The sequence below is a fragment of the Pseudomonas sp. AIG genome, assembly GCF_977020205.1.
On the sequence record NZ_CDROCK010000090.1, the window covers coordinates 1 to 11,695 of the forward strand.

Annotated in this window: 7 protein-coding genes, 1 pseudogene and 1 riboswitch; all 8 genes and pseudogenes read left to right on the plus strand. The window is 60.6% G+C overall.

The features are described 5' to 3' along the window. Positions 1 to 124 precede the first annotated feature (124 nt). Positions 125 to 335, plus strand: a riboswitch (cobalamin riboswitch). 99 nt (positions 336 to 434) lie between these two features. Continuing rightward, entirely contained in the window at positions 435 to 1,508 is a 1,074-nt protein-coding gene (cobW, locus tag ACWR1S_RS29925; protein ID WP_034154301.1) for a cobalamin biosynthesis protein CobW, read from the plus strand. A gap of 3 nt (positions 1,509 to 1,511) precedes the next feature. Further along, positions 1,512 to 5,360, plus strand: a complete 3,849-nt coding sequence (cobN, locus tag ACWR1S_RS29930; RefSeq protein WP_454566024.1) for a cobaltochelatase subunit CobN — start codon at positions 1,512 to 1,514, stop codon at positions 5,358 to 5,360. Between the two features lie 223 nt (positions 5,361 to 5,583). After that, on the plus strand, positions 5,584 to 6,585 hold the full coding sequence (locus ACWR1S_RS29935; protein WP_454566025.1) for an ATP-binding protein: 1,002 nt from the start codon (positions 5,584 to 5,586) through the stop codon (positions 6,583 to 6,585). A 53-nt stretch (positions 6,586 to 6,638) separates the two neighbouring features. After that, a complete protein-coding gene (locus tag ACWR1S_RS29940) occupies positions 6,639 to 7,250 on the plus strand; it encodes a vWA domain-containing protein (protein WP_454566029.1) in 612 nt (203 codons plus the stop codon). A gap of 174 nt (positions 7,251 to 7,424) precedes the next feature. Then, complete coding sequence (locus ACWR1S_RS29945; protein WP_454566026.1) at positions 7,425 to 9,071, plus strand: phospholipase D-like domain-containing protein; 1,647 nt, start codon at positions 7,425 to 7,427, stop codon at positions 9,069 to 9,071. A gap of 378 nt (positions 9,072 to 9,449) precedes the next feature. After that, positions 9,450 to 11,009, plus strand: a complete 1,560-nt coding sequence (locus ACWR1S_RS29950; RefSeq protein WP_454566027.1) for a TerC family protein — start codon at positions 9,450 to 9,452, stop codon at positions 11,007 to 11,009. Positions 11,010 to 11,305: 296 nt separating this feature from the next. Then, positions 11,306 to 11,554, plus strand: a complete 249-nt coding sequence (locus ACWR1S_RS29955; RefSeq protein ID WP_454566028.1) for a type II toxin-antitoxin system Phd/YefM family antitoxin — start codon at positions 11,306 to 11,308, stop codon at positions 11,552 to 11,554. Beyond that, positions 11,544 to 11,648, plus strand: a pseudogene (locus ACWR1S_RS29960) (type II toxin-antitoxin system RelE family toxin); the annotation flags it as partial. The gene ACWR1S_RS29955 and the pseudogene ACWR1S_RS29960, both read left to right, overlap by 11 nt. Between the last annotated feature and the right edge of the window lie 47 nt (positions 11,649 to 11,695).

The following is an 11,695-nucleotide window of genomic DNA, read 5'->3' on the forward strand; positions in this document are numbered from 1 at the left end:
TTACTTTTCGGCGTCTGGAAAAGTGAGTCGCTGTAAGAGCGAAACCGCCAGCGGCGGCACCCGCAGCAACGGATATGCCCCCATAACCAAACCCCAACCCCATTGACCCATAACCACCCGATGCGTAGCCTTGCGCTTTCGAGGTTCTTCGGCCCACGCCGAAGCTAAGAAGGGAACGCGGTCAATGCCGCGGCTGCCCCCGCAACTGTGAACGGTGATGTTCGCTGCCACGCCACTGCCAGCTCAACCCATGAGCCAGCGGGAAGGCGCAGCAAACGCCAGGCCCATGCCTGAACACCGTCAGCCAGGAGACCTGCCTCGTCACAGATTCTCACTACAACCGGGCGGGGTGATCCGGTGGCGAACGCTTCCGGCGCGCACGCGCGTTGCCGGTTCTCGTCCCGTATGCCCGCCGCTTGCCAAAGGGCATACCGATGAAAACACTGGCCAAACTCCCCGTCACCATCGTCACCGGCTTCCTCGGTTCGGGCAAGACCACTCTGCTGCGGCACATGCTCGACAACGCGCAGGGCCGTCGCATCGCGGTGATCGTCAACGAGTTTGGCGAGTTGGGCATCGACGGTGAAATCCTCAAACAATGCACCATCGGTTGCACCGAAGAAGAAGCCACCGGCCGCGTTTACGAACTGGCCAACGGCTGCCTGTGCTGCACCGTTCAGGAAGAATTCTTCCCGGTGATGCGCGAACTGGTCGCGCGTCGCGGCGATCTCGACCACATCCTTATCGAAACCTCGGGCCTGGCCCTGCCGAAACCGCTGGTGCAAGCCTTCCAGTGGCCGGAAATCCGCAGTGCCTGCACCGTTGACGCGGTAATTACTGTGGTCGACAGCCCGGCCGTGGCCGCTGGCACCTTTGCCGCGTTCCCGGATCAGGTCGACGCCCAGCGTAAACTCGACCCGAACCTCGATCACGAATCGCCGCTGCACGAACTGTTCGCCGACCAACTGGCCAGCGCCGACCTCGTCATCCTCAACAAGGCCGACCAGACCAGCCCGGAAGATCTCGCTCGCGTGCGCGCGGAAGTCGCCGAAGAACTGCCACCAGCGGTAAAAATCATCGAAGCCAGCAACGGTCGTTTGCCACTGGACGTGTTGATCGGCCTCGGTGCCGGCTCCGAAGAACACATCGACAGCCGCCACAGCCATCACGATCACCACCATGGTGAAGGCGATGACGATCACGATGACCACGATCACGACGCCTTCGATTCGATCTCCATCGAACTGCCGCAAGCCGACGAAAGCCTGCTGCTCGACGCGCTGACGCAGCTGGTGGTCAAGCACGGCATCCTCCGTGTCAAAGGCTTCGCCGCCATTCCGAACAAGCCGATGCGTCTGCTGATCCAGGGCGTCGGTACGCGTTTCGACAAGCACTTCGACCGTCAGTGGGGCGCCGATGAAGCACGCGTTACCCGTCTGGTGTTGATCGGTCAGGAACTCGACGCGGCGCAACTCGAAGCGCAACTGCGCGCCGCGCTCAGCGTTTAAGCCATGCATCTGCTCAGGACCCAGCCCGGCGGTTTCGTCTCGGATGACAACATTGCCGACCTTGGACAAACCCCCGCCGAGCTGGTGATCCTGTGCAGCGGCGACTCCAGCCTGGCGCTGCTCGCTGAAGCCGCGCAGCAGTTGCCCGAGGACTATCCGAGCCTGCGTCTGGCCAATCCGATGCAGGTGCAGAATCATGCCTCGGTCGATTTGTACGTCGATGAGGTGTTGCGTCACGCCAAGGTGATCCTGATTTCGCTGCACGGCGGCATCGCCTATTGGCGTTATGGCGTCGAGCGGCTGGTCGAGCTGTCCGAACGTGGCGTGCAGGTGATTCTGGTGCCGGGCGATGACCGTCCCGACCCGGAGCTCAGCGAGCTGAGCACCGTCAACGCCGAGGAACGCGACCGCCTCTGGCAATTCTTGCGCCAGGGCGGCCTGGGTAATGCGCTGGATTTTTTCCGCTGCCTGGCTGATCGTTGGCTCGCCCGCGATTACGCCTGGGAAGAACCGCAGACCCTGCCGCGCACGGCGATTTACCACCCGAACAAAACCAGCGCCGCACTGAGTGACTGGCAAGCCGAATGGCTGCCGGAAAACCCGGTGGCGGCGGTGCTGTTTTACCGCTCGCATTTGCAAGCGGCGAACACCGCTTTCATTGATGTTTTCTGCCAGCGCTTGCAGGCAGCGGGGTTGAATCCGCTGCCGATCGCCGTGGCCAGTCTGAAAGAACCCGGCTGCCTGGCGGTGGTCGAGGATTGGCTGGACGAAGTCGAGGCGGGGGTGATTCTCAACACCACCGGTTTCGCCCAATCCAGCCCTGAAGCACCGCATTTGCGACCGTTTCGCCGCAACATTCCGGTGATTCAGGCGATCTGCGCGCAAGACAACGAACCCGGTTGGCGTGACAGTGAGCAAGGTCTCGGCCCGCGCGATCTGGCCATGCACATTGCCTTGCCGGAACTCGACGGGCGCATCATCAGCCGGCCGATCAGCTTCAAGGATCTGGCCTGGCGCAGTGAGCGCAGTCAGTCCGATGTGGTCTGCTACCGCGCGCAACCCGAGCGCATGGACTTCGTCGCCGAACTGGCGCGGCGCTGGATCGATCTGGCACGGGTGCCGAATGGCGAAAAACGCATCGCGCTGATTCTCGCCAACTACCCGACCCGCGATGGTCGCATTGGCAATGGCGTCGGTCTCGACACGCCGGCGGCGGCGCTGAATATCCTGCGTGCGTTGCAGGCTGAGGGCTATCCGGTCACGGCAGAATTGCCCAAAACCGGCACCGAGTTGATCCAGCAATTGCTCGGTGGCGTCAGCAACGATCTCGATACGATTGATCTGCGCCCGTGCCAGCAAAGCCTGGCGATGGGCGCTTATCTGACGATGTTCAACGCCTTGCCCGAAGCCAATCGCGCGGCGGTGATCGAGCGCTGGGGATCACCGCAAAACGATCCGATGTGCCGCGACGGGCGGATGATGATCGCCGGCATTCGTTTCGGCCTGACCTTCGTCGGTATTCAACCGGCGCGCGGTTATCAGGTCGATCCGAGCGCGGTCTATCACGACCCGGATCTGGTGCCACCGCACGCTTATCTGGCGTTCTATTTCTGGCTGCGCAACACCTACGGCACACACGGCGTGATCCACGTCGGCAAGCACGGCAACCTTGAATGGCTGCCGGGCAAAGGCGTCGGCCTCTCGGAGAATTGCTGGCCGGACGCGCTGCTCGGACCGCTGCCGAATATCTATCCGTTTATCGTCAATGACCCGGGCGAGGGCGCGCAGGCCAAACGACGCACCCAAGCAGTGATCATCGACCACCTGATGCCGCCGCTGACCCGTGCCGAAACCTACGGCCCATTGCGCAATCTGGAGCTGTTGGCCGACGAATATTACGAAGCGCAACTGCTCGATCCGCGCCGCGCCCGTGAGTTGCAGCGCGATATTTTGCAACTGGTGCGCGAGACGCAGATTGATCGCGAACTGCAACTCGATGCCGGGCTGGACAGCGACGCTGATGCGGCGATCTGGCTGCCGCGTCTCGATACGTATTTGTGTGATCTGAAGGAATCGCAGATTCGCGATGGCTTGCACATTTTTGGCGAGTCACCGAACGGGCGACTGCGCATTGATACGTTGTTGGCGTTGTTGCGGATTCCACGCGGAGACGGTAAGGGCGCCCAATCGAGTCTGCTGCGCGCATTGGCCAAAGCGTTCGAACTCGGTTTCGATCCGCTTGATTGCGCGTTGTCCGACCCGTGGACTGGCCCGCGCCCCGAAGAACTGCAATCGCAAAGCGACGAAGTCTGGCGCACCGCCGGCGACACCCGCGAACGTCTCGAACTGTTTGCCACACAGCTGATTTCCCAAGCCCTGCACGATCCATGTGGGAGCGAGCTTGCTCGCGAAGGCGTCGTGTCAGCCAACACTTCATTCACTGACACACAGCTTTCGCGAGCAAGCTCGCTCCCACAGGGATCGGGGGGGGCTGATGTGAATGCGATTATCCAGTCGCTGCGTGAAGTCGTCGCCCCACGCCTGGACGCCTGCGGCCCCGCCGAAATGCGCGGTCTGCTCGACGCCCTCAGCGGCCGTTTCGTCCCCGCCGGCCCGAGCGGTGCACCCAGCCGTGGTCGCCTCGACGTGCTGCCCACCGGCCGTAACTTCTACTCGGTCGACGTCCGCAACTTGCCGACCACCACCGCATGGCGCATCGGTTTCCAGTCCGCCACGTTGATCCTTGAACGACACCTGCAAGACCATGGCGATCACCTGCGCCAGCTCGGTTTATCGGTCTGGGGCACGGCCACCATGCGCACTGGCGGCGATGACATCGCCCAGGCCATGGCGTTGATGGGCGTGCGTCCGGTGTGGGCCACTGGCAGTCAGCGCGTCGATGATTTCGAGATTCTGCCGCTGAGCCTGCTTGACCGTCCGCGCGTCGACGTCACGTTGCGCGTCTCAGGATTCTTCCGTGATGCCTTCGCCAACCTGATTCGTCTGTTCGACGCTGCCGTGCAAGCAGTGGCTGCGCTGGACGAGCCGGACGATCTCAATCCGCTGGCGGCAAAAGTCCGCGCTGAGCGCGAGGCACTGCTGCAATCGGGCCTCGATGAGGACACCGCGCGTCGTCAGGCCGGTTGGCGGATCTTCGGCGCCAAACCCGGTGCCTACGGCGCAGGCGTGCAGGGCGCCATCGACGGTCGCTTGTGGCAGAGCCGCGACGATCTGGCCGAGGTTTATCTGAACTGGGGCGCCTACGCTTACGGCGGTTCCGACGAAGGCACCGCCGCCCGCGAGCAATTTGTCCAGCGCCTGAGTCAGGTGCAAGCGGTGTTGCAGAATCAGGACAATCGCGAGCACGACTTGCTCGATTCCAACGACTACTACCAATTCCAGGGCGGCATGCTCGCTGCTGTGGAGACCCTGCGTGGCGAAGCGGCGGCCAGTTATCACGGCGATCACAGCCAGCCGGATCTGCCGAAGATCCGCACGTTGAAGGAAGAGCTGAACCGGGTGATCCGCTCGCGAGCGGCCAATCCGAAATGGATCGACGGGGTTAAGCGCCATGGCTATAAAGGCGCGTTTGAATTAGCGGCAACGGTCGACAACCTGTTCGCGTTTGATGCGACGACGCAGTTGATTGATGATCACCAGTACGCGTTGTTGGCGGATGCGTATTTGCTCGATCCGGCGACGCGGGATTTTGTCCGTGAGCATAATCCGCATGCGTTGCGTGATATGACTGAACGGATGCTTGAAGCGCAGCAGCGGGGGATGTGGCAGGAACCGGGGGCTTATAAAGAGGCGCTGGAGAATCTGTTGCTGGACATAGAAGAAGATGTCTAGGCAGTCAAAAGCTACCCTCACCCCAGCCCTCTCCCGGAGGGAGAGGGGGCCGATCTATGTTGCTGTCAGAACTTGAGCTCGGCTCGATATATCAGGTCGGCGTAACTCGCCAGAACAACTCGGTCAGTTCCCTCTCCCTCCGGGAGAGGGCTAGGGTGAGGGCCACCCCGACTGACACACCACCACACCAAGAACACCCACGACCACGACAGAGAAAACCCAAATGACCGACACCCCGCATTTCCCGCTCTCCGCCGTGGTCGGCGCCGATGAACTGAAACTCGCCCTGTGCCTCACCGCCATCGACCCGAAAATCGGTGGCGTGCTGATCGAAGGCCCGCGCGGCATGGCCAAATCCACCCTGGCGCGTGGCCTGGCCGATCTGCTCGCCAGTGGTCAATTCGTCACCTTGCCGCTGGGTGCTACCGAAGAGCGTCTGGTCGGCACCCTCGACCTCGACGCCGCGCTCAGCAACGGGCGCGCACAATTCTCACCGGGCGTGCTGGCCAAGGCCGACGGCGGTGTGCTCTACGTCGATGAAGTCAACTTACTGCCGGATCACTTGGTGGATCTGCTGCTCGACGTTGCCGCCAGCGGCACCAACCTGATCGAGCGCGACGGTATTTCCCATCGGCATTCGGCAAAGTTCGTGCTGATCGGCACCATGAACCCGGAAGAAGGCGAGTTGCGTCCGCAACTGCTCGACCGCTTTGGCTTGAACGTCGCCCTTAGTGGCCATACAGCACCGACCGAGCGCGGGCAGATCATTCGCCGGCGACTGGATTTCGACCACGATCCGCAAGCGTTCTGCGCGCAGTGGGAAGCCGAGCAACAGGCCCTGCGTACTCGCTGCCAAAACGCTCGCGATGCCTTGGCCGATATTGCGCTGGACGATGCCGCACTGGCGCAGATCACTGAGCGTTGTTTCGCCGCCGGAGTCGATGGTCTGCGTGCCGACCTGGTCTGGTTGCGGGCCGCTCGTGCCCACGCGGCATGGCGCGGGGCTGCGGTGATTGGCGAAGAAGACATCGACGCGGTGGCCGAGTTTGCCCTGCGTCATCGGCGTCGCGAGCATCCACCATCGAGTCCGCAACAACCTGCCCAGTCGCCGGCCGAAACCCAGGCCTCGTCGAGCGAAGGGCAGGGCCAGTGGGGCGACATGCCGGCGCCCGCTCTTGCCACCGGCGCTCGCCGTGAAGTGCCGAGCTGGCCAAAAAAGCCTTAGGCATTCGCCCCCGATCCGATGCGGGGGCGAATGCCAGACCCCGCGCCGGACAGCTGGACGACGGACGTCAGGGCAAACGCCATGCGGCCCGCAGTGGCACGGTGAACTGGCCGGGCACGTTGCTCAATGGACGTCCTCGGGTCCGTGAAGATCTGCTGTTTCAACTGCGTACGCGCTCGCCGCATGAGCTGTGGCTGGTGATCGTCGATGCTTCAGCTTCGACACGGCGCCATCATGCCTTGAGCGATGCCAAAGGTTTGCTCGCGCAACTGTTCGACGATGCTTATCGCCAGCGCGCGCGGCTGGCATTGCTGACCGCCAGTGGTTCGGCGCCGCAATGGCAGGTGCAGGGACTGAAGGCGTCCAGCGGCTTGCGTGCCTGGCTGGAGGCGTTGGGCGCTGGCGGTGGCACGCCGTTGCTGGCCGCGCTGGTGCAGGCCGAGCAATGGCTGGCGGTGCGGCGCAAGCGTTTTCCCGCCGAGCAGCAGCGATTGTTGGTGGTCACGGATGGGCGTTTGAAGCAGTGGTCGGGATTGCCGGCGCTGGCGTGTCCGGGGTTGTTGATCGATATCGAGCGCGGGCCTATTCGGTTGGGCCGGGCGCGGGATCTGGCCGAGGCGCTGGGATCAGAGTATCGACATATCGATGAGCTGATTTCTCTCTGATACCTTCTGTGTACGGTCGGGCCTCATCGCGAGCAGGCTCACTCCTACATTTGGAATGCGTTCCCTTGTAGGAGTGAGCCTGCTCGCGATTGCATCGATCCGGTCTAGAGCCGAACACTCAAAACCCGCATCCCTGCTCTATGCTGCACCCAGCCCAATCACAAGGAGTGAGCGATGCGCGTACTGGTCAACAATCCCGCGGACGATTTCCGCGTCAAAGCCTACGCCGGTACCAACGGCGTGCTGCTGGCCATGGACTTGGCCGAATCTCGGCGCAAAGGCCTGTTGGGTTTCGCCATCGAAAAGCAGCAGGGCGGCAAACCCTGGTTGTTCCTGTTCAACAGCCTGACTTTCCCCGGCAAGGCGCACACGTTTCCCCAGTTTCACGCCACCCCGAGCGATACCGCACCGCTGCAGAAATTTCGCTGGGCTGATTACGCGGTCAATCCGGGCATGACCCTCCACTATCGTGTGCACCTGGCCTACGGCACGGCCAATGCCGTGCAGTTGGGCGAAGCACTCGAGCTGACGATCACCTCCGATGACGGTCACCCGAGCAACCAGAACGTGATATTCAATCGCGCCGTCGCCGCCAGTCAGGCATTCCAGCGCAAGTTTCCCGATCTCGATGCACAGATCAGCGCCAACAAAAACATGCCCATCGAAGCCTGGCCTGACGCAGCTCGCCAGTGGCTGGAGAACGGTTTGCTCGGACGCTTGCTAGGTTTTATCGAGCGCGCCGTCGATGGCCAATGGGCGCTGGACATCGCCATCTACGAATACCAGTTACAGGCAATCATCGATGCGGTGAATGCGGCGTTCGCGCGGGGCGTGAAGGTGCGGGTGCTGTATCACGCCCGGCCGGATGACGAAGACACCATGATCAATGAAGCAAGTCTGGCGGCGCTGCCTCCTGCGAGCAAACGCGGGCGAGTGACCCACAACATTTTTCACGACAAATTTATCGTTCTCAGCCGCGTCGCTGCCAGCGGTGAGCATCAGCCTGAAGCGGTTCTGTGTGGCAGCACCAATTTCACCGCCAACGGCGTCTACCGGCAGGCCAACGTGGTGCATGTGCTGGACGACGAATCGGTTGCTGCCAGTTACCTGCAAACGTTCGAGCAGATTTGGCTGCAGCCGGATGATGTCGGTGCTACCCGCGACTGGATCACCAAGCACAACCCGATGAATCCGCAACAGCCGCTGTTCGTCGGTTTTTCACCGCGTACTGGCGGGGCTGACCTGGAGGCGTTCGTGAAGATCATCAGCGCGGCAAAAAAGGACGTGCTGTTCGTCACGGCGTTCTCGCTGCCGGACGCGATTCTCAACGCGTTACTTGGCCAGCCCCACGACGACATTTTGCGTTATGGCCTGCAAAACACTGCCAGCCGAATCACCGGTTTCCATGCCGACCGCAGCGCCGAATTCGCCGCCACTGCGCTGCTCAATACCGGGCTGGAAGGCTGGTTGCGCGAGAACATGAAAGGTCAGAAGGGCAACCTGCTGGTGCACACCAAAGCGGTGATCACTGACTTCACCAGCGATTCGCCGACCATCATCAGCGGCAGCCACAACCTCAGTGCTGCGGCTAGCAATGGCAACGATGAAAACTACCTGATCATTCGTGGCAACATCGATCTGGCGGATCGTTACGGGCTGGAGCTGTTGCGATTTTACGAGCATTACCGGTTTCGTTATTTCGCGAGGAAACTGGCGTTGAAACAGGTGAGTCCATTGGCGGCGGACGACAGTTGGACCAACGATTATTACCTCGAAGGGGATTTGCGGCAGTTGTCCCGGCTGCGCTTCGCCGGACGCTGACACCGTACTGTAGGAGCTGCCGCAGGCTGCGATCTTTTGATCTTGTTTTTAAGAATCAAAATCGAAAGATCGCAGCCTGCGGCAGCTCCTACAGGGGGATGCGGATAGTTGTTACAGATTTTGAAATGATTTGCCGCTGTAGGAAATGTTCCCAATGCCTGTACGCTCCAAGGCCATTTTTCATTCAGGATCTACATGAACACCCTCTCGGAGCCTCCCAGTCGCACCTTCCCCTCGCGCCATGGCGCGGTCTTGACGCACTCGCAGCATCCAGTTTTCCGACATCCGACTATCGTTGTTAACGCGGCCCCAGAGCCTTCGCGTTGCGCTTTGCCGTGTCCGGCAGCCTGAATTAACCGAGAGAGATCGAGACGTTTTATGGAATGGTTAGCGGATCCCACGGCCTGGTTAGGCTTGTTGACTTTGATCGTGCTGGAACTGGTGCTGGGTATCGACAACCTGGTGTTCATCGCAATTCTGGCGGACAAACTGCCACCGCATCAGCGTGACCGTGCGCGGATTATCGGCCTGTCGCTGGCGCTGATCATGCGCCTTGGTCTGTTGGCGAGTATCTCCTGGCTGGTCACCCTCACGCAGCCGTTGTTCGAAGTGTTCGATAAGAGCTTCTCCGGCCGTGACCTGATCATGCTGTTCGGTGGTGTGTTCCTGTTGTTCAAGGCCACCATGGAATTGCACGAACGCCTTGAAGGTCACGTCGGCGAACGCACGACCAACAGCGCTTATGCCTTGTTCTGGCCGATCGTCGCGCAGATTGTGGTGCTTGATGCGGTGTTCTCGCTCGATGCGGTGATCACCGCCGTGGGCATGGTCGATGAACTGGCGGTGATGATGATCGCGGTGATCATCTCGATTGGCTTGATGATCGTCGCCAGCAAGCCGCTGACGCGCTTCGTCAACGCACACCCGACGGTGATCATGCTGTGTTTGGGCTTCCTGATGATGATCGGTTTTGCCCTGACCGCTGAAGGTCTGGGCTTCCACATTCCGAAAGGTTATCTGTACGCCGCCATCGGTTTCTCGATTCTGATCGAGGTGTTCAACCAGATCGCCCGGGCTCGGCGCAAGCGCTCGATGCAAGGCCTGCGACCGATGCGCGAGCGCACGGCTCATGCGGTCCTGCGCTTGCTGGGCGGGCGCAAACTGGCGGTGGAAGAGGTCGGTGAGGAGATCTGCGACCTGCTCGACGACGGTGACGCGCCAAGTGCCGAACTGTTCGATCGTCGCGAACGGGTGATGATCAGCGGCGTGCTGCAACTGGCCGAGCGCCCGATTCGCGGGCTGATGACGGTGCGCGCCGATGTCGACACGATTGATCTGGCCGATGATCGCGAGGCGATTCGTACCCGCTTGATGCATTCGTCCTACTCGCGTCTGCCGTTGATTCGCAACGGTGCGGTGGATGAGCCTTTGGGCTTCGTGCACAAGAAAGAATTGCTCAAGGAGTACCTGGCCGGCGCCGAGCCGAATCTGGAGTATTTGGCGCGCAAGACCATCAATCTGCTCGACAGCTATTCGATCCTCAACGCGCTGGAGCAAATGCGCGCCGCCTCGACGCACATTGCTTTTGTGGTCAACGAATTCGGTGATTTTGTCGGCGTGTTGACCATGACCGACATCCTCGAATCGATTGCCGGTGAGTTGCCCGATGCCAGCGAAATCGAAGGCCCGGACGTGATCGAGGAGCAGGGCGGGTTTATGGTCAGCGGCGCGTTGAACCTGGCGCGTGTGCGCCAGCGCACCGGGTTTGGTGCTGAGCCGACCGAGGACTATCAGACCATGGCCGGGTTGGTGATGAGCCTGCTGGATCGTCTGCCGGTCATTGGTGATCGTCTGGAACTTGAAGGCTGGCAGATGACGGTCAAAGCGGTGGAAGAGCGGCGTGTGACGCGGGTGTTGTTGGTGCGTGCTGCCGCGTAATACTTGAGTTATCTACTCACTGTGCCGGCCTCTTCGCGAGCAGGCTCGCTCTCACATTGGAACGCGTTTCAAATGTGGGAGCGAGCCTGCTCGCGAATGCTTGGGCTCAGGCATCGCACTACTCACTGATGAACAATGTAGCGATCCTTCCTGTTCCCACCCAACTGCGAGAAACATCTGACGGACAACGCAGAAACGTCGCTGGAAATCACGTGGTATCGTCAAATGGACTGACGTTAAGACCTTCAGGGAGTGCTATTTTAGGTGCTACTAAAAGCACTTCAGGAGGCACCTTAATGGCACACATCGTTCTTTCCCACGTAGTAGCGAGTATTTCCGAATTGAAAAAAAATCCGATGGGCACCGTAGCTGCTGGAGGTGGACGCTCCGTAGCGATTCTCAACCGAAATGAACCAGCGTTTTATTGCGTACCTGCCAAAGAATACGAGGCAATGATGACGCGTCTTGATGATCTGGAGTTGATCGAGCTTTGCAAGGAGCGAGAAAACGACCCCACCATCAAGGCCTCAATAGATGACCTATGAGCTGGAGTTTTCTGAAAAGGCCTGGAGAGAATGGGAGAAGCTGGGCGCAGGTCTGCGAGATCAGTTCAAGAAAAAACTGGCGGAGCGGCTAATGCCAGTCAGTTAAGCTGACTGGCATTTTTATTTTTGATCGGATACTTG

Coding starts and splice junctions, on each gene's coding strand:
- cobN (WP_454566024.1), top strand. CDS start 1,512: ATGCATCTGCTCAGGACCCAGCCCGGCGGTTTCGTCTCGGATGACAAC.
- cobW (WP_034154301.1), top strand. CDS start 435: ATGAAAACACTGGCCAAACTCCCCGTCACCATCGTCACCGGCTTCCTC.
- ACWR1S_RS29945 (WP_454566026.1), top strand. CDS start 7,425: ATGCGCGTACTGGTCAACAATCCCGCGGACGATTTCCGCGTCAAAGCC.
- ACWR1S_RS29935 (WP_454566025.1), top strand. CDS start 5,584: ATGACCGACACCCCGCATTTCCCGCTCTCCGCCGTGGTCGGCGCCGAT.
- ACWR1S_RS29955 (WP_454566028.1), top strand. CDS start 11,306: ATGGCACACATCGTTCTTTCCCACGTAGTAGCGAGTATTTCCGAATTG.
- ACWR1S_RS29950 (WP_454566027.1), top strand. CDS start 9,450: ATGGAATGGTTAGCGGATCCCACGGCCTGGTTAGGCTTGTTGACTTTG.